Consider the following 17,640-nt stretch of genomic DNA (forward strand, 5'->3'; position numbering starts at 1 on the left):
GTGGGGGAAACGAAAAAGGCTCCCGACGGCAAGCCGCCGGAAGCCTTCGGGAGAGACGGACCTCGTTAGCGGGGCCGCCGCATGTACTTCCGCAGGATGTCGCTGGCCGCGTTCGACGAGTCCTCGCGGCTGAGAACCTTCTTCTCCCCGCTGCCCGGCGGCGGGGTTTCTTCCTTCTTCGGCGTGCCGTCCGGGTTGATGCCTTGCATCTCGAACACCGTGCTGCCTTCCGGCACGCTCGACTCGTCGCCCATGCCGAGGAGCATGGCCGCGATGTCGTCCTCGCTGTCGCTCCCGGAGGACGCCGGCGGGCCGGGGATCGGTTGCGGCTTCTCGGCCTTCTGGACCGGCTTCGTCGTCGTCGAGCCGGGCTTCGCGCCGGCGGCCGCCTTGAGCTTGTCGGCTTCCGGCGTGTTCGTCAGGTTCAGGGCGTCGGGCAGCGGGGTCGAGTCGGACGGGCGGGGGAGGACGATCTGGATGTTGAAGTCGAGCGGGCCGACGCGGACGCGGACCCCGTTGGCCACCTCGAGTTCGGCGTTCGGCTCGATCTGCTCCTCGTCCACGAACGTGCCGTTCGTGCTGCCGTAATCCTTGAGGAAGACCTTCCCGCCCTTGACCAGGATCGCGCAATGTTGCTTGCTGATCGCCTGACTGGCCGGGCGGAGCTGGCACTGGGGATCGCGACCGATAACGAATTGCTGGCTGACCACCGGAATCACCTTCCCCTGGTGAACCCCACTGGCTACCACCAAACTCACTTTCATAGGACTTCCTTCTGGCAAACCGCGCCGCGCCGAACCACGCGGGAGAGGGTTTGTCAAAGGTCGGTCGGGGACCGGCGCGAGTACCGGTGCGACAGACGCGGACGAGTTGTAAACGTCGTGAGCGGAAGGCGAAGACGCTCGTAGTATACCATCGGGCGAAATCGTCTCCCTCTACGAGCATCTTATTTCACGGCCCCTTCAACATGCAATGGAAATCTGCCAAACCCGGTAAACTTTCCCGGCTGGGCAAACTGATCGGCTCGATCGCCCTGGCGGTCGTACTCGCGTCGGGTTGTTCGGACAGTTCCGCCCCGCCGCCGGCCGCGAAAAATCGGCAGCCGTTTGCCGGCGTGAAAGTGAAGGTCGGCTGTGCCGACCCGCGGGTCGCCGTCGAACTCGCCCGCCGGGCCGGGCCGTGGTCGCAGCGGACCGGGGCGGCGGCGACGGTCGAGCCGGGGCTGCCGGCCGACGCGGACGTGGTGGTCATCCCGCCCCGCGAACTCGGGGCGTGGGTGGCGAAGAACGACGCGAAGCCCGTTCCGGAAGAGATTCGCGGATCGACGCACCCGCTCCAGTGGCCGCGGCTGTTGACGATCTCGGCCGAGCGGCTGGCCGGGTGGGGCGGCGACGCCCGCGCGATCCCGCTCGCGGGCGAGGCGTACGTCCTCATCTATCGGGCCGACCGGTTCGCAGACCCGAAGGCCGCACCGGACTACGCGGCGAAGTACGGCCGCCCGCTCGCCCCGCCGGCGACGTGGGAAGAGTTCGCCGACGTGGCGGAATTCTTCGCCGACCGCGGCCAACCGAGCCTCCCCGCGCCGGCGGAGCAGCCGCACCGCGCCCTCCGCGAGTTCCACATGGTCGCGGCCTGCTACGACCGGCTCGTCGTGGGCGGGACGACGGCCACGGCCGAGCGGGTCGAGTCGAAGTCGGACACGTCGGCCGCGGAGATGCTCGCGTTCCACCACGCCATCGACACCGGCGAGCCGCGGCTGCGGAAGCCGGCGTTCGTCGAGGCCGCGCGGTGGGTGAAGCGCACCGCCCGCTGCCGGGCGGCCGGGCCGGGGGACAACCCCGCGGCGGCGGTCGCCACGGGGCCGGCGGTCCTGGCCGTCGTCTCGCTCGCAGAACTCGGCCGGCTTCCGAAAGAGGGTGCGGCCGCGCCGCCGACCATCGGGGTCGCGCCGCTACCCGGAACGAAGGTCTGGTTCGACCCGAAGGACGGCCAACCGAAACCGCCCGGCGACAAGGTGAAGGGGGTGAACTACATCCCGTACTTCGGCGAGGGCGGGTGGGTGGCCGTCGTCCGGAACTCGTGCCAGAACCCCGACGCCGCGTTCGACCTACTTAGCGACCTGTCCGGCCTGAGCCGCAGCGCGGAGTTGCTGAGCGAACCGGCCCTCGGCTTCGGCCCGTTCCGCGCGGAGCACCTCGACGAGGCCCGCGAGGCGATCTGGCAGCGGTACGGTTTCGACGCGGAGCGGAGCCGCCAGCTGGCGAGCGCGATCCGGCACTACGTCGGCATCGGCATGGCGAATCAGGTCGTCGCCCCGCGCGGCGCGGACCAGCAGGAACTGATGACGCTCCTCGCGTCTGAGGTCCGCAAGGTCGGGACCGGTGCGGCGTCGCCGGAGGACGCGATGAAGGCGGCCGACGCCGCGTGGCGGAAGGCGGACGCCGCCCGCCCGGCCGACGCCCTCCGCGCGGAACGGCGACAGGCCGCGGGCCTTCGTTGAATAAACAGTTGCACCGGCCGCGACGCGGCGATAACGTCAGGCGTCGCCCCGGAGGTTCCCCATGCGATTCGCCCTCTCCGCGATCGCCCTTGTTGTTTGCGCGTCCCTCGCCGTCGCGGCCCCGCCGAACGTCGTCCTCTTCTTCGCCGACGACCTCGGCTACGCCGACCTCGGGTGCTTCGGCGCGACGAAGTGGAAGACGTCGAACCTCGACCGCATCGCATCCGAGGGCGTCCGGTTCACCGACTTCCACGTCTCCCAGCCGGTCTGTTCCGCGTCGCGGTGCAGCCTGCTCACCGGCTGCTACGCCAACCGCCTCGGGATCCACGGCGCGCTCGGGCCGCAGGCAAGGCACGGGATCCACGCGAACGAGACGACGCTCGCCGAGGTGCTGAAGGCGAAGGGCTACGCGACCGGCATGGTGGGCAAGTGGCACCTCGGCCACCACCCGCAGTTCCTGCCGACGAGGCACGGGTTCGATTCTTATCTTGGGCTGCCGTACTCGAACGACATGTGGCCGCACCACCCGGAGGCGAAGAAGGGCGCTTACCCGAAGCTCCCGCTCATCGACGGCGACAAGGTCATCGACCACGACGTGACGGCCGAGGACCAGGCGCTCCTTACTGCGAAGTACCGCGACCGGGCGGTGCAGTTCATTCAGGAAAACAAGACGAAGCCGTTCTTCCTCTACTTCGCGCACACGTTCCCGCACGTCCCGCTGTTCGTCGGCGAGAAGTTCCGCGGCTCCTCCGTTGAAGGCGGGGTCTACGGCGACGTTCTCCAGGAGTTCGATTCCGCCGTCGGCGACGTGCTGGCCGCGCTCAAGGCCGCGGGGGTCGAGGACAACACGCTCGTCATCTTCACCAGCGACAACGGCCCGTGGCTGAGCTACGGCAACCACGCCGGCACGAAGGGGCCGCTCCGCGAGGGGAAGGGGAGCGTGTGGGAAGGAGGCGTCCGGGTCCCGTTCGTCGCGAAGTGGCCGGGCAAGATTCCGCCGAAGAGCGTGCAGACCGAACCCGCCATGACCATCGACCTGCTGCCGACCATCGCGAAGCTCGCCGGGGCCGACCTGCCGCAGCTGCCGATCGACGGCAAGGACATCGGCGACCTGCTGCTCGCGAAGCCGGGGGCGAAGTGCCCGCACGCGGCGTACTTCCACTACTTCGCGCAGGGCGAGTTGCAGGCCGTGCGGAGCGGGAAGTGGAAGCTCATCCTGCCGCACACCTGCCGGATGATCGAGGACCGCGCCCCCGGCCAGGACGGGAAGCCCGCCGGCTACCGACAGGTGAAGCTCGACACCATGCTGTTCGACCTGGGGGCCGATGTCGGCGAGACGAAGAACGTCGCGGACCGGCATCCCGACGTGCTGAAGGCGATGCTCGACCACGCGGAGCGGGCACGGGCCGACCTGGGCGACGCACTCACGAAGCGGAGGGGCAGCGGGACGCGCGAGCCGGGCCGGGTCGCCGATCCGCCGGCGAAACAGTTTTCATCCGAACTCGTGTTCCCGCTGAACCCGAAGCACAACCACGCCCCCGGCATCGTCGAGTGCCCGAACGGCGACTTGCTCGTCTCGTGGTACCGCGGCAGCGGCGAGCGGAGCGCCGACGACGTGAGCGTCCTCGGCGCGAGACTGCCGAAGGGCGCGGATAGGTGGTCCGACGAGTTCCTGCTCGCGGACACGCCGGGCTTCCCGGACTGCAACACGACGCTTTTCATCGACGCGAAGGAGCGGCTCTGGCTGTTCTGGCCGGTCATCCTCGCGAACTCATGGGAGTCGTGCGTCACGCAGTACCGCGTGTCGTCGAAGTACGCTACCGGTATGCCGACGTGGGACTGGCAGGGCAGCCTGTTCCTGAAGCCGGTCGATTTCGAGGCGACCATGCTCCGCGAGTTCGCGGCCTGGAAGAAGACGCTCGACGTTTCGATCCCGGCCGCGTTCGGCGACGAGTACGTCAAGAAGAAGGTCGGCGACAAGCTGCTCTCCCGCCTCGGCTGGCAGCCGCGGTGCAAGCCGACGGTCTTGTCCACCGACCGCATCCTGCTGCCCCTCTATTCCGATACGTACTCGGCCGGCCTAATGGCGATCAGCGACGACGAGGGGAAGACCTGGACCGCGTCGAAGCCGCTCGCCGGGTTCGGCAGCATTCAGCCCGCCGTGCTGGAGCGGAAGGACGGGTCGCTCGTCGCGTACATGCGGGAGAACGGCGTCTTCCGCAAGGTCCGCGTATCCGAATCGACCGACCGCGGGATGACCTGGGGCACGGTGACCAGCCTCGACCTGCCGAACCCCGGCAGCGGCCTCGACGCCGTGCGGCTGGCGAACGGCCACTTCGTCCTGATTTACAACGACTCGACGCGGGGCCGCAGCTCGCTCGCCGTGTCGATCTCCGACGACGAGGGGAAGACGTGGAAGTGGACCCGCCACCTCGAACGCCACGAGTCGGGGTCGTACCACTACCCGGCGATCGTCCAGGGTCGCGACGGGACGGTCCACGCCGTCTACAGCTACTTCGTCAAGGACGGCAAGAGCATGAAGCACGTCGCGTTCACCGAGGATTGGGTGAAGGCGGGCGACGACAAACCTTCCACCGGAACCGCTCGATGACCCGAAATCTCCTCTCCGTGTTCGCGCTCTTGCTTCTCGCCACCGTCGGCCGCGCGGCCCCGCCGAACGTGCTGTTCGTGCTGACCGACGACCAGCGGTTCGACACGATCCGCGCCCTCGGCAACGCCGAGATTCAAACGCCGACGCTCGACAAGCTCGTGGACCGCGGGTTCCACTTCACGAACGCCTACTGCCAGGGGAGCATGGTCCCGGCCGTGTGCGCGCCCAGCCGCACCATGATCCTCACCGGCAAGTCGCTGTTCCGCATCCCGCCGCCGAACGCGAAGACCTACGACGGCCCGACGCTCGGCGGCACGTTCCGCGCGGCCGGGTACGCCACGCTCTGCGTCAGCAAGCCGGGGAACTCGTTCCGCGTCGGGCACGATGCGTTCGAGAAGGTCGTCCACGTCCCGCACGTCGGCGCGGCGACAAACCAGAAGTGCGCCGATGCGGTGATCGACCACGTGACCGCGAACAAGGCCGACGCGAAGCCGTTCTTCATCTACTACGCCCCGAGCATGCCGCACGACCCGCGGACGGCCGAGCCGGAGTTCCACAAGCTGTACGACCCGGCGAAGGTGACGCTGAGCAAGAACTTCCTGCCGAAGCACCCGTTCGATAACGGCGAGCTGGCCGTCCGCGACGAGAAGCTGGCCCCGATCCCGCGGACCGAACCGGAGATGAAGAAGCATCTCGCCGAGTACTACGCTTGCGTCACGTCGCTCGACCACCACCTCGGCCGCATCCTCGACGCGCTGAAGGCGGCGGGGAAGTACGAGAACACGGTCGTCGTCTTCACGAGCGACCAGGGGCTGGCCGTCGGCGGCCGCCACGGGCTGATGGGCAAGCAGAACCTCTACGAGCACTTCAAGTCGCCTCTCGTCCTCGCCGGGCCGGGCGTGCCGAAGGGCAAGAGCGACGCCCTCGTCTACCTGTTCGACCTGTTCCCGACGGTGTGCGAGTTGACGAAGACGCCGACCCCACCGACGTGCGAGGGGAAGAGCCTCGTGCCCGTGCTGGCCGGCCGGGAGAAGGGCGTGCGAGACGAGTTGTTCGCGGCGTACAAGGACTGCCAGCGGATGGTGCGGACCGTCCGGTGGAAGCTCCTGTGGTATCCGAAGGTGCAAAAGTACCAGTTGTTCGACGTGACCGCCGACCCGGACGAGCTGCACGACCTGACCGAGAAGGCCGAGCAACGGGCCGTGCTGGACCGGATGAAGGAAATGATGGACGCGGAACGGAAGGCGTGGGGCGACGACAAGTTTTAACTCGAAACATCCGGCAAGTTTCTCACGATGTTCGCGTTCGTCCTACGAATAACCCCGAAGACTCGCGGCTTGTCAGGCGTCAGGTGTCCCATGTCCCCGGAAGAGTTGCACTCGCGGTACGTCGCGGAGATCGAGAAGCGCGGCTTCGACGACCGGTACATCGACGGCGTCGAGGAGCGGGAACTCATGCAGATCGCGATCCAGCACGGGTTCCCGCTGGAGCGGGCCCGCGGGTTCCTCGCGGACGTGTGCCGGGAGAAGGGGTACGTCATCGAGGCGACGGTCGTGCAGCAGATCCGCGACCTGTTGACGGCCCACGCGGCCGGGAAGGGGACCGTCGAGCGGGCCGGGTTCGAGACCGTCGTTCGCACGGCCCTCGGCCTCGTGTCCGGCACGACCCGCGGGGAGCGGGACGTGCGGAAGCTCGTCGTCACGACGATGGACGACAACGGGATTTCGCGGGCGAAGAAGTGGTGGACCCGCGACTGGTACTCCCGGATGAAGCGCGACCTCGGCGTCGCGTGATTCACTTCCCCGACCAGCCGGCGCAAATCTCCAGGACCTTTCGCGCCGCCGTGCCGTCGCCGTAAGGGTTCGGCTTGCCGACCATTTCGGCGTAGGCCGCGGGGTTCGTCAGCAACTCGGTCACGCCGTTCACGATGCCGTCGAACCGCGGGCCGACCAGCTTTACCGCGCCGACCGCCACCCCCTCCGGCCGCTCGGTCGTGTCCCGCATCACCAACACCGGTTTCTGAAGCGTCGGGGCTTCCTCCTGTACGCCGCCGCTGTCCGTCAGCACGAGCGTGCAGCGGCGGAAGAGGTCAATGAACTCGCGGTACGCCAACGGTTCGAGCAGGAAGAGGTTCGGCCGCTTTCCGCCGAGGACGCGGAATATCGGCTCGCGGACGTTCGGGTTCAGGTGAACGGGATAGACGAACGCCACGTCCGGGAAGCGGTCCGCGAGTGCCGCGACCGCCCGGCAGATTTGCTCGAACCCGTCCCCGAAGTTCTCGCGGCGGTGGCCGGTGATGAGGACGAACCGGCGGCCTGGCGGGAGCGCGTCTAAAGGCAGGCCGGGGATGGTCGGCGGGTTCGCTTCCACGTCGCGGACGGTGTGCAAGAGCGCGTCGATGACGGTGTTACCCGTTACGAACACGCGGCCCGGTGGCACACCTTCACCGTGCAGGTTGTCGGCCGCGGCGGGCGTCGGCGCGAAGTGCAGGGCGGCCAGCCGCGAGGTGAGGACGCGGTTCGCCTCCTCCGGGAACGGCGAGCCGAGGTCGCCGGTCCGCAGCCCGGCCTCGACGTGGCCGACCGGTACGCGGCGGTAGAACGCCGCCAGCGCCGTCGCGAGTACCGTCGTCGTGTCGCCTTGAACGAGTACCAGATCGGGGTTCGAGTTCGCGAGGTGGGCATCGACCGACGCGATCGTCCGCGCCGTTAACTCCGCGAGCGACTGGCCCGGCGTCATCAGGTTCAGGTCCACGTCCGGCTTGATGCCGAACGTGCCGAGCACCTGGTCGAGCATCTCTCGGTGCTGTCCGGTGACGCACACCTCGACGGCGAACCGCGAGTCGCCGCGGGCCGCGAGGATGACGGGCGCGAGCTTGATCGCCTCCGGCCGCGTACCGAACACGACGCAGACGTTTTTCGGCGGGCCGGACTTCATCGGGATCAGTCCAACTTGAACTGCGGTTCCGGCGGCGGGTCGTCGTCGAAGATCGGCATGAGGTCGCCCTCACCCGGCGGCGGGACCGAAACCGCCGGGGCGGGCGGCGGGGCCTTCACGGGGGCCGCGCCCGCGGTCGGGACCTTCACCGGCTGCTTGCAGATCAGGCACGGGACGACATTCCCCTGGTCCGCGTCCTCGACGAGCATGAACTTCCGGCACTTCGGGTTCGGGCAGCGGACGGCGGCGACCATCGTTACGTTCCTTCCCCTTCGTTCGCGAGTGACTCGGCCAGGGCCTTCAGGTTCGCGAGGTTGATCTCGATCTGCTTCCCCGCCCCGAGTCGGATGAGCGGCGACAGGAGTTTGAAGAACCAGTTCCGGACCGGGAAATGGAAGTCGTAATCCACGGCCGTGCCCGCCGGCCCGTCGCCGGGGGAGAGTGTATAGATCACGCCCATCACCTCGTCCTTCGGCAGCCCGCCCCCGGTCAGGCCGACGGACAGCCGCCGCTCCGGGTCCCACTCGATGACCGACGACCGGTACTCGACCACCCGGTTGTTCTGCCGCAACCGTACCGTCGCGGATGTCCCCGCGCCCGTCCGGCCCGGTTCGTCCGGCTCCTCCGACACGAAGTTGCTCAGCCACTTCGGCCGGAAGTCGGGGTCGGTCAGGCACCGCCAGACCACGGCCGGCGGTGCCCCGATGGTGACGGTCCGGTGCAAGTGCATGGGCGGGCGGCCCCCGGTTACTTGTTCTTCTTCTCGAACGCGTCCACGTACTTCTTCGGGTTGTCGTTGAACTCGTCGCGGCAGCCCGAGCAGCACACGTAGTACGTCTTGCCGTTGTACGACACGGTGCTCGTGCCGACGCCGCCGGTCACGACGCACTCCGGCTTCTTGTTGGCCGTCCCGCCGGCGAACGTCTCGCCCTCCTTGTTCCCGCTCGCCTTGTAGACGGCCGCGAACAGCCCCTTGCCGCCGGCCTGCACCTCGTAGGTGAGCGCCATCCGCACGCCCTCGCCGAGGGTGTTGATCGTGATCCGATGCACGTCGCCGGTTTTCGCGTCCTTCCGCTCGAACTTCAGCGTGCCCCGCTTGAATTCGCCGGCGTACACGTCCGCCTTCTTGTCCTTGTCCGTCGTCGTGAGCTGGTACTGCTTCTTGTCCGCGAGGTACTTCAGCTCCCCCTTTGTGAAGTACTTGCCGTCCTTCACGTCGAGTTCGATCCAGGCGTCGTCCTTCTTGAACTTCCAGCCCCAGGTGGCGGTCTCCCGCCACGACGACCCCTTCGCGGGCTTGGCGTCGAGGTTCCACTGGCCGATAAACTCGCTCACGTCTTGCAGGGCCTTCTTCGCCTTCGCGGCGTCGGCCTTGTCGTCGGCCGAAATCGAGCAGAGGAACAGCCCGGCGAGCAAGGCCGGGGCAACAAGCAGTCGGCGATTCATCGCGCGGTCCTTGATTCGGAGGGTGGGTGTTACGGTGTTGGACGCGGGCGGTCGGCCGCGGTTCCTTCCGTTTAGACGACGAACCCGCCGGTCACTCGGCCTTCTCGACGGTAATCGTGTGCTTGACCGGGAACTTCGGCAGGGCGGCGCGGACGGCCGCGTGGTTCGCGTCCTCCTTCGCCCACAGCCGGTCGCGGACCTTCGCGAGCGCCGCGGCCAGCTCCGCGTCGTCCTTCGCCAGCCCGGCCAGCGCCCGGTGGTTCGTGATGACGCTCTTAATCATGAACGTCTGGAAGTCCTGCTGCTTCGCGATCGCCTTGTCGATCTCCGCGAACGCGGCCGCCAGCGGGTGGTTCCGGAAGTGGGCCGCGAGGTTGACCCCCTGCTCGACCTCGGCCTTCGCGAACGTCTTCGACTCCTTGCCCCACGTCACCTTCACCTTCTCCGGGGCGTTCTTCACCTTCAGCGTCAGGCGGTTGAACTCCTCGTTGAACGGCAGGAAGGGGGTGATGCCGCCGGTGACTTTCCCGTACTTCGCGTCGTCCCCGAACGCGAACGGGAGCCGCGAGCTTTCGACCTCGACCGTGCCGCCCTCGCCGCCGACGACCGTGTGCCCGTTCTCGGCGGACGACTTCCCGGCCAGGTCCACGGTGATCGTGCCGAGGTCGCCGTCGAGGTTCAGCCCGCGGAGGAACGCGAAGGCCATGACGAGCTGCCCGTTGGCGTCCGGGTGGAACCCGTCGCCCCCGCAGACGGCGTAGGTCTTGCCGAGCTTGTCGGACGCCTGGGCCTTCCGCATCGCGTCGATCATCGCGTCGTGGACGTTCGCGAACGGCATGTCCGCGTCGGCCGCCGTCTTCTTCGCGATGTCCCGCAGCTTCGCGAGCGTCGGGTTGTACATCTTCGATTGCTCCGTGACGCCGTCGGCCTTCGGGTCGCGGCGGAAGAAGTAGTCGTCCACCGCGCCGGGCGACCCGACCACGACCGTCGCCCCGGCCGCCTTCAACTTCTTGACGATCGCGACGAGCGGCTTCTCGTAGTTCTGGCCGGTCTGCTCGTTGAACGGGGCGTAGCCGCCGTCGTTCATCCCGTAACAGAGGGTGACCACGTCCGGCTTGAACGGCATGAGGTCGTTGTCCATGCGGGCCAGGAACCCGGCCGCCCGCTCGCCGCTCCAGCCGAACTGGACGACGCGGGCCTCCAAGTCCGGGTAACAGGCGGTCAGGTAGTCGGCGAGGAACCGGCTGTAGAGCTTCTGCTCCGTGATCGAGTCGCCGACGACGGCCACCCGGACGCCCTTCTTCAACTCGGCCTTCTTGGGCGGGGCCTGGGCGAACGCGAAAGGGGTCATGGCGACGAGCGCGAATGCGGCGAGGAACGGTCGGCGGGAGAGGACGGTCATCGGGCTGGACTCCGGTTGCTTTTTTGGAACCCGGAGCGGTAGCGACGGGGTGCTATGCAGAAGACACCCCGTCGCTACCGCTCCGGGTTCCACGAGCGTAGGTCTCAGATGTTCCGCTATTCGGCGGACCGGTTCAATAAAAAATCCGACCCGAGCGGTGTCGGGTCGGATTCGGAAGATTTAGCACGCCGGGATCAGCTCCCGGACCCGCCCGGCGCGCCGCCGGGACCGCCGGGCCGGCCGCCGGCACCGCCCGGCCCCATCGGGCCGGCACCGCCGGGGTTGCCGCCGCCGGAACTCGACGCCTGGAGCGGGAGGTCCACGCCGTAGACGGGGACGTTCCGCATGGACCGGACCCACGTTTCGGCGAAGTTCTTGAACGCGGCCTGGTCGATCTCCTCCGGCTTCTGCTTGTCCATCAGGTTGAAGCACTTGCAGAACGTCTTCAGCACGAACTGCTCGTCGAGCCGCATGTCCCGCGGCATCCGCCGCAACTCGGCGTAATACTTCTGCACGCCGTACATCTGCCCGCGGGACAGGTAGTACGTCAGCGCCCAGGCGGTGGCGTCGGCCTTCGTTTGGAGCCGCTCGCGGGCGTTCCGCTTGTTGGCCGCCTCGTTCTCCAGGACGACCGGCCCGCCGGTCCCGCCGGGGGCCGCGCCGCCGGGGCCGTAGGACTCGCCTTCCTCGCCGGGGCCGCCGGGCGGAATCGCGCCGGGGCCGCCGCCGCCGGGCGGCCGCCCGCTGCCGCCGGGCCGGAAGCCGCCCCCGCCCATCGGGCCGAACCCCGGCCCCGTCGGGCCGTTCGGCTCGCCGGGGTTCGTGGTCGGCTTGGCCGGCGGCGGGTCCGGGTCCACGCCCGTCTTCGCCCCCTCGAAGTACCGGTCCGTCAGCACGTTCTTGAGGAGTTCCTCGGCCTTCGGGTGCAGTTGGCGACCCTGCTCCTTGTCGAGTTCCTTGTAGTGCCGGTGCAGGATATAGTTCGGCGACCCGTACCCGAACGCCAGCCCGACGACCATCGACTGGCCACCCTTCGAGTCCTTGACGAACATCGGCCCCTTCGGGTGCTGCATGAAGCTGCTGATGCCCGACTCGGTCCAGTGCGGGAGTTGCACGTTCTTGGGGATCAGCCCGCTCGCGACGTACAGTTGCCGGCTCGCCTCCCGGCTCATCGCCGAGTGGTCCATCTCCTCCTCGAGCAGCTTGTCCACGAGGGCCAGCGTCATCATCCGCGCGAGTTCCTGCGGGGACTGCTTCTGCCCGCCGGTCGGCGGGATGCCCTTGAGCAACTCGTCCCGGCTCCAGCCGTTCTTGTACGACGCGCGGGCCATGTCCGCGAACGCCGCCCCGAGTTGGTCCATCCGCTCCGGCGAGAGCACGAGCACGTCGTGCGACGGGGAGTAGAAGGCGTCCGACTGGAGGGCCAGGCCGTCGAGCTTGTTGTGGAGCGGGGTCACGTCCGTCACCCGGTCGGTGAGGATGACGACCATCGGCTTGTCCGGCACGGACAGGGTGATGCCCTGGAGGGCGTGCCAGAGGTAGAACGCCTTCATGTTCCGCTCGAGGGCGTTCAGCCGGCGGTCGATCTCGGCCGGGTTGATCTGCCGGTCGCCCCAGTAGACGATCGAGTAGTGCTTGCCGTTCTTCACCGCCGCGGCGGACAGCCGGGACCGCCACTCCTCGGCGTCGTTCGGCTGGGTAGCGGCGGCGTCGAGCTTGGCCGCCACGGCCTTCCACGCCTTCGCGAAGTCCAGGACTTTCTGCGGCGGCGTCTTGTCCTTGAACACGTCCATCAGCGTCAGCGTCTCGTTCGCGTACTTGAACGCGTCGTCGATCATCCCGGCCGCCAGCGCGTCGAGGGTGAGTTCGAAAATCGGGTCGAACGTGCGGTTGTTGGTCCACTTCCGGTAACGTTCCTGGATGGCGGCGTCGAGTTGCCGTTGGATCGTCCCCTTCGCGTCCTCGCGGAGCGGCTCGACGAAGACGGACGTGCCGTCGTGGTACAGGTACGTCGTTCCGTACTTCGTCTTCGCGGCCGGGTAAACCGGGTTGTTCGGCCCCGGCCGGCGGTCCGTGTAGAGGAGTTTGAAGTTGATCGACCGGAACGGGGCGACGACGTAGATCGACTTCACCGCGTCCGCCCCCGCCGGGCGGGGCGGGCCTCCACCCATCGGGCCGCCGAACCCGAACGAGCCGGGAGTACCGGAGTCGCCGGGCGGCGCGCCGCTGCCGGGGCCGTACTGCCCCTCGCCACCGTCGCCGGGGGCCCCCGGCGGCGCGCCGCCGACCGGGGCGGCCGCCCCGCCGGCGTCCAGGACCACGCGAATCACCAGGTAGCCGGGGTACGTCACGTCCCGCGAGTTCTGGGCGTGAGCCGTCGATACGCTTCCGACCAGGGCCGCCCCGAGGAGCAGGAGCCAGCGTCGCATAGTCGCCCTCCGCGAATGGTCCGGAAGACCCGGACCGAATGAGATACCTGTATTGTTGACGACAATCGGGGGAATCGCAACGGCCATTCCGGTTCCGTCACCGGGCCGACACGAACCCCGGCCGCACCGGCGGCTCCTTCGCCTCGACGAACAGCTTCAACTCCTGGACGCCGTTCTGCTCCCGCCACCGGGCGACGGCCTCGAAGTTGGGGGCCTGCCCGGCGTTCCCGACCTTCTCCAGCGGGGCCAGCACCCGGTCCACGAGCACGGTCGTCAGCGAGTCGATCTTGTTCGCGAACCGGCCGGCGTTCGGGGCCTTCTTCATGTCCAGGATCGCGGTCATGATGAGGCTGCCGGTCACCTTCCACGGGATCGACTTGTCCTGGGCGTTCCCGGCCTTCTTCCCGGCGAAGTTCACGACGCCCTGGGCGATGCAGTCGCACAGCGCGTCGAAGTTCACGTCCTTGTAGTCGTGCAGGTTGCACAGGCCGATGACGGCGATGGCGATCTCGTCGTTCCCCGGCGTCGTGGTGATTGACGGGTCGCCGACGGCGATCTTCGCGAGCGTGGCGAGCGGGCGGAAGGCGTTCCCGTTCGCCGGGTCGATGAATTGCGGGTAGCGGCACTGGGCCAACGCCCGCAGCGCCGCCCGGCGGAAGTAGCGGACTACCATCTGCTGTTCCGGGGAGACGGTCTCAGTCTCGAGCTGCCCGACCGGCACCGGCGGCATCGGGGGCGCGGCCTTCGGCTCCGTCTTCGGCTGAACCGGCGGGGCCTTCGCGGCAGGCGGTGGGGCCTTCGCCGCCGGCGGTGGCGGGGCCTTCGGGTCGCCCGACTTCAACTCGCCACCTTTCAACTCCCCGGCCTTCGGCGCGGGCGGGGGAGGGGGCGTCGGCTTCTTCGGCTGGACGCCGTAGGGCTTCGTCCGCTTCACGACGGCGTCGAGCGCCTCCGTCAGCTTCAGCATCTCGGCGTCCCGGACGACGTGGATCGCGTACTTGGCGTCATTCACCAGGACGGGGTTGTACGCCGCGATGAACCCTTCCGCCGCCTTCAGCGCGTAGATCAGGACGCCGGGGTCGGTGTCCGGGTTGCCGACGAGCTTGAGGATCGTCGGGTAGAGGGCCGGCGCGCCGGACTTCGCGGCCGTGGCCAGCATCCGGGCGGCGTTCACCCGCATGATGTCCGGGACGGCCGGCGGCGGGTCGCCCGCCTTCGCCGGCTTCGGCTCGAGGATGTCCAGGATGGCCGCGTTCATCGCCTCCCCGAACCCGACGATGTAGTCGTACTGGTCGATGGTCAACTTCCGGCCCCACGACGGCACGAGGACGAACCGCTCGGCCGCCTCGAACCGGGATTCGAGCGTCAGTTCCGCCGGCGTCGGGGCGAGGACGTTCTGCCGGTTCGGCCCCGGCTGCGTGTAGTATTTGGGGTCCGTGATGGCGTACACCAACTCCTTCGCGATCAGGTTCATCGAGTCCTGTAGCTCTTTCCGCGGCTTCTTCGTGGCCGGGTCTTGCACGACAATCTTGCCGTCTCGCATTTCCTGGACTTGCCCGCGGGCGTTGCCCAGGATGGTCGGCAGCGGCAGGGTGAACGCCGAGAGCGGGACGTAGGCCCGCGGCTTGGCGGCCGGGGGCGGCGGGGCGGGTTTGGCCGGAGTGACGGCCGGCTTGGGATCGGCCTTCGGCGGGGGTGCGGGCGGGGCCTGGGCGCTGAGGGCGAGGACCGAACCGAGGAAGAGGGTCGCGGCGAGTCCGGGTCGGAGTCGGAGCATGGTCGGGGTCCGCGGGCGGTGGAAAGACACGGATTGGTAAAGGCGTAACGGGTGTGCGGGCGAAGTGTTGGCGCGGCCGCCCCCCGTATTTCGTTCAAGCTATCAGCGAACCCGATGGGATGCAAGCCGCCGGCGAACCCCGACGGGGAATGCGGCGTCTTTGTTGGCAGCCCGTCGTGATCGTGCGGAAAGTCCGATTGTCGATGCGGCGGGAACCGGTAAAACGAACGCATCGGGCCGTAGCGCAGCTTGGCTAGCGCGCTTGCTTGGGGTGCAAGAGGTCGGGAGTTCAAATCTCCCCGGTCCGACCTGAACCCCGGCGGTGAAAACCGCCGGGGTTCGTTTTTTCACACTTCGACCCTGGAATATCTGCCAATCTGGCAGGCTAGATGTCCAAGATTCCCAGGATTCCAAGATTTCACGCACTCTACCCCCACGGTGGTCGGGGCCGAACCACCCGCAGCGGCGTCGTGGGTGAAGTGCTGGGGTGAAGCCAACGTAGTAGGCACACTCCGTGTGCCGTCTGTTCGGCGTCTCGGCGAGTCCACTGAACTCGCTGCGACCGACGGCAGACGGCACACGGAGTGTGCCTACTACTATGTCGCCACCACCTCCGCGACTTCGATTTCCTTCCAGAACTCCTTCAGCGTCTTGATCGCTTCCACGGCCGGCAGGTCGGCCTTCGAGTAGAGCGACTGCACGTACAGGGTCGCGAGTTGCCGGCCTACGTCATTCAGCTCCTCGCACTGCTCGCCGACCTTCGCGGCGAACTCGTTCGGCGTCTCGTCCGGCGTGCGGCCGAGATCGTGGTCGTAGCCCCACGCCTCGAACGCCGCGAACGTGTACGCGATCAGCGCCGGCAGCGTCATCCGCTTCGCCGTGCCGTCCTCGAACGGGTTCGGGTAATCGCTGAACGGCGGCGGTCGCTCGACCGCGGCCTCTTCTTCCTCGTCGTCCGTGTTCGCACCACCGGATTTCACTTTAGCCTTCCGCGCGAACAGGTTCCGCAGCCAGTCGAGGAGGTTCTTCGCCCAACTGGTGAACGGCGCGAGGTACTTCAAGAAGAAGATGACCACGCCGACGATGACGAGGCAGGCGATGACGAACCACGTCACCCACTTGAGGAACCCGCCGATGGCCTCCATCATCTGCGACACGCTCGGCCGCGAGGAGCTGCTGTCGTCGCTCGACTTGTCCTGCTCTTCCGCCTTGCCGTCGGCGTCGTCGGACTGCTCGCCCTCCTCGCCGTCCTTCTTCTCGCCCTGGTCGTCCTTCTTGGCGTTCGGGCCGTTCTTCTGATCGTCCTGCTTCTTCTGTTGGTTCTTGTCGTTGCCCTTGTTCTTCCCTTGCTCGCCTTGCTTCCCGCCCTTGTCGCCGTCGTTCTGCCGGCCGCCTTGGTCGTCGCCCTTGCCGCCGCCGTCGCCCTTCTCGCCGGCGTTGCCGCCCTTCTCGCCGTTCTTGCCGGACTTCTTCGCGTCCTTGCCGGCCTCATTCTTCTGCCCGGCCTTGCCCTCGCCCTTGCCGGCCGCGCCGTCGTCCGTCTTCTGGGCGTACTTCGACGCCTTGCGATCCTGTTTCCCGGCCCGCGGCAGGTCGATCAGCGGCGTCTCCGAGTGCGGCCGCGGCAGTAGCGCCCCGACCGCGAGGAACAGCAGGATCAACCCCGCACCGATGCCGAGCCAGCCCATCGTCATCTGGGCCGGGACCTTCGCACTCCGCTCGCGGAGGTACTTCCGCAAGCCGAGCAGGCTCGTCGTGACGAGCAGCATCAGCCCGTTGCCGACGTACACGGCCATCTGCATGAAGGTCGCCCGGCGTCGGGCCGCGTCGTCGGCGGCGATGAGCGACTGGCCGAGGCCGAAGATCGGGAACGCGGCGAGCGAGAAGTAGACGATCCACGTCCCCGGCGTGTGCGGCTTCTTCTTCTGTGCCTCGCGGAACCGCTTCCACCGCGCGAGCCAGCCGGAAAAGCCCTCGGGGTCCTTCCGCCGCTTCTTGTCTTCCGCTTTCTCGGCCGCGGCCGCTTCCTCGTCCGTTTCGCCCTGCTTCTGTTTCGCGCGGTCGGCGGCGGCGTTGGCGCTGCCCTCGCCCAACCCCGCCGCCGCGAGGACGCCGCGGCCGGACGCCTTGCGGTCCTCGTCCAGGTGCGTGCAGTCCCACGTCAGCTTGTTCGCCGACCACCAGACGATCGCCATGAGCACGAGGTTAATCAGCGGCGCGATCGGCTTGACGGCGCTCGCCGGGTACTCGACGAATGCCATCATCGCGAGGAACGTGGCGATCCCCAGGCCGATGCCGTAGAGCCGGGCTTTCAGCGACCCTTGCTCGATGCTGATGCGGGCGATGAGGACCGCGCCGACGACGAAGAAGAACAGCGTGTAGAGCAGACGCGAACTGTACTGCCCGGCGTACAGCACCTCGACGAGGAAGAAGACGAGGCTGCCGACCATCAACATGACGAGGAGCGGGCTGAGGGCGATGACCACCCAGTCCGTGATCGTTTGCGATTGCTTCTCGGCGGCCATGCGGGGTTCCGTG

Annotated in this window: 13 protein-coding genes and 1 tRNA gene; 5 read left to right on the forward strand and 9 right to left on the reverse strand. The window is 68.0% G+C overall.

Annotated features, from left to right (window positions below):
- Window positions 1-65: 65 nt before the first annotated feature.
- A complete protein-coding gene (locus tag AC5JJ2_RS05075) occupies window positions 66-764 on the reverse strand; it encodes an FHA domain-containing protein (RefSeq protein WP_495856878.1) in 699 nt (232 codons plus the stop codon).
- Window positions 765-967: 203 nt separating this feature from the next.
- On the opposite strand from AC5JJ2_RS05075, the gene AC5JJ2_RS05080 reads away from it, so the two are divergent.
- From AC5JJ2_RS05080 to AC5JJ2_RS05095, 4 genes are all read left to right on the forward strand, one after another.
- A complete protein-coding gene (locus AC5JJ2_RS05080; protein ID WP_495856879.1) occupies window positions 968-2,500 on the forward strand; it encodes an extracellular solute-binding protein in 1,533 nt (510 codons plus the stop codon).
- 61 nt (window positions 2,501-2,561) lie between these two features.
- Window positions 2,562-5,111 carry a sulfatase-like hydrolase/transferase gene (locus AC5JJ2_RS05085; protein WP_495856880.1) on the forward strand — a complete coding sequence of 850 codons (2,550 nt, stop codon included), beginning with the start codon at window positions 2,562-2,564 and terminating at the stop codon, window positions 5,109-5,111.
- Entirely contained in the window at window positions 5,108-6,379 is a 1,272-nt protein-coding gene (locus AC5JJ2_RS05090; RefSeq protein WP_495856881.1) for a sulfatase family protein, read from the forward strand. Before AC5JJ2_RS05085 ends, AC5JJ2_RS05090 begins: the two co-directional genes overlap by 4 nt.
- Window positions 6,380-6,469: 90 nt before the next feature.
- Window positions 6,470-6,904 carry a hypothetical protein gene (locus tag AC5JJ2_RS05095; RefSeq protein WP_495856882.1) on the forward strand — a complete coding sequence of 145 codons (435 nt, stop codon included), beginning with the start codon at window positions 6,470-6,472 and terminating at the stop codon, window positions 6,902-6,904.
- Window position 6,905: 1 nt separating this feature from the next.
- Here the strand turns inward: AC5JJ2_RS05095 and wecB are convergent, their stop codons facing one another.
- The 7 genes from wecB to AC5JJ2_RS05130 all read right to left on the reverse strand — a co-directional run bounded on the left by wecB (window position 6,906) and on the right by AC5JJ2_RS05130 (window position 15,102).
- Complete coding sequence (gene wecB, locus AC5JJ2_RS05100; RefSeq protein ID WP_495856883.1) at window positions 6,906-8,048, reverse strand: non-hydrolyzing UDP-N-acetylglucosamine 2-epimerase; 1,143 nt, start codon at window positions 8,046-8,048, stop codon at window positions 6,906-6,908.
- Between the two features lie 5 nt (window positions 8,049-8,053).
- Window positions 8,054-8,302, reverse strand: coding sequence for a hypothetical protein (locus AC5JJ2_RS05105; protein ID WP_495856884.1), 249 nt, complete (start codon window positions 8,300-8,302; stop codon window positions 8,054-8,056).
- A gap of 2 nt (window positions 8,303-8,304) precedes the next feature.
- A complete protein-coding gene (locus AC5JJ2_RS05110; protein WP_495856885.1) occupies window positions 8,305-8,778 on the reverse strand; it encodes an SRPBCC family protein in 474 nt (157 codons plus the stop codon).
- 17 nt (window positions 8,779-8,795) lie between these two features.
- Window positions 8,796-9,494, reverse strand: a complete 699-nt coding sequence (locus tag AC5JJ2_RS05115; protein WP_495856886.1) for a YHS domain-containing protein — start codon at window positions 9,492-9,494, stop codon at window positions 8,796-8,798.
- Between the two features lie 91 nt (window positions 9,495-9,585).
- Window positions 9,586-10,896 (reverse strand): SGNH/GDSL hydrolase family protein, encoded by a 1,311-nt coding sequence (locus AC5JJ2_RS05120; RefSeq protein ID WP_495856887.1) that lies wholly within the window; start codon window positions 10,894-10,896, stop codon window positions 9,586-9,588.
- Window positions 10,897-11,090: 194 nt separating this feature from the next.
- Window positions 11,091-13,325 carry a hypothetical protein gene (locus AC5JJ2_RS05125; RefSeq protein ID WP_495856888.1) on the reverse strand — a complete coding sequence of 745 codons (2,235 nt, stop codon included), beginning with the start codon at window positions 13,323-13,325 and terminating at the stop codon, window positions 11,091-11,093.
- 97 nt (window positions 13,326-13,422) lie between these two features.
- Entirely contained in the window at window positions 13,423-15,102 is a 1,680-nt protein-coding gene (locus AC5JJ2_RS05130; RefSeq protein WP_495856889.1) for a hypothetical protein, read from the reverse strand.
- A gap of 233 nt (window positions 15,103-15,335) precedes the next feature.
- Here AC5JJ2_RS05130 and AC5JJ2_RS05135 point away from each other — a divergent pair.
- Window positions 15,336-15,410, forward strand: a tRNA-Pro gene (locus AC5JJ2_RS05135).
- A gap of 288 nt (window positions 15,411-15,698) precedes the next feature.
- On the opposite strand, the gene AC5JJ2_RS05140 is transcribed toward AC5JJ2_RS05135, so the two are convergent.
- Window positions 15,699-17,627 (reverse strand): DUF4129 domain-containing protein, encoded by a 1,929-nt coding sequence (locus tag AC5JJ2_RS05140; RefSeq protein WP_495856890.1) that lies wholly within the window; start codon window positions 17,625-17,627, stop codon window positions 15,699-15,701.
- Window positions 17,628-17,640: the final 13 nt, after the last annotated feature.

This window comes from Limnoglobus sp. (assembly GCF_059499385.1).

What these genes read in the sequence shown, in the direction of transcription:
- AC5JJ2_RS05115 (WP_495856886.1), bottom strand. Translation starts at nt 9,494, where the DNA reads ATGAATCGCCGACTGCTTGTTGCCCCGGCCTTGCTCGCCGGGCTGTTC.
- AC5JJ2_RS05110 (WP_495856885.1), bottom strand. Translation starts at nt 8,778, where the DNA reads ATGCACTTGCACCGGACCGTCACCATCGGGGCACCGCCGGCCGTGGTC.
- AC5JJ2_RS05130 (WP_495856889.1), bottom strand. Translation starts at nt 15,102, where the DNA reads ATGCTCCGACTCCGACCCGGACTCGCCGCGACCCTCTTCCTCGGTTCG.
- AC5JJ2_RS05140 (WP_495856890.1), bottom strand. Translation starts at nt 17,627, where the DNA reads ATGGCCGCCGAGAAGCAATCGCAAACGATCACGGACTGGGTGGTCATC.
- AC5JJ2_RS05125 (WP_495856888.1), bottom strand. Translation starts at nt 13,325, where the DNA reads ATGCGACGCTGGCTCCTGCTCCTCGGGGCGGCCCTGGTCGGAAGCGTA.
- AC5JJ2_RS05090 (WP_495856881.1), top strand. Translation starts at nt 5,108, where the DNA reads ATGACCCGAAATCTCCTCTCCGTGTTCGCGCTCTTGCTTCTCGCCACC.
- AC5JJ2_RS05075 (WP_495856878.1), bottom strand. Translation starts at nt 764, where the DNA reads ATGAAAGTGAGTTTGGTGGTAGCCAGTGGGGTTCACCAGGGGAAGGTG.
- AC5JJ2_RS05095 (WP_495856882.1), top strand. Translation starts at nt 6,470, where the DNA reads ATGTCCCCGGAAGAGTTGCACTCGCGGTACGTCGCGGAGATCGAGAAG.
- AC5JJ2_RS05120 (WP_495856887.1), bottom strand. Translation starts at nt 10,896, where the DNA reads ATGACCGTCCTCTCCCGCCGACCGTTCCTCGCCGCATTCGCGCTCGTC.
- AC5JJ2_RS05085 (WP_495856880.1), top strand. Translation starts at nt 2,562, where the DNA reads ATGCGATTCGCCCTCTCCGCGATCGCCCTTGTTGTTTGCGCGTCCCTC.
- wecB (WP_495856883.1), bottom strand. Translation starts at nt 8,048, where the DNA reads ATGAAGTCCGGCCCGCCGAAAAACGTCTGCGTCGTGTTCGGTACGCGG.
- AC5JJ2_RS05080 (WP_495856879.1), top strand. Translation starts at nt 968, where the DNA reads ATGCAATGGAAATCTGCCAAACCCGGTAAACTTTCCCGGCTGGGCAAA.
- AC5JJ2_RS05105 (WP_495856884.1), bottom strand. Translation starts at nt 8,302, where the DNA reads ATGGTCGCCGCCGTCCGCTGCCCGAACCCGAAGTGCCGGAAGTTCATG.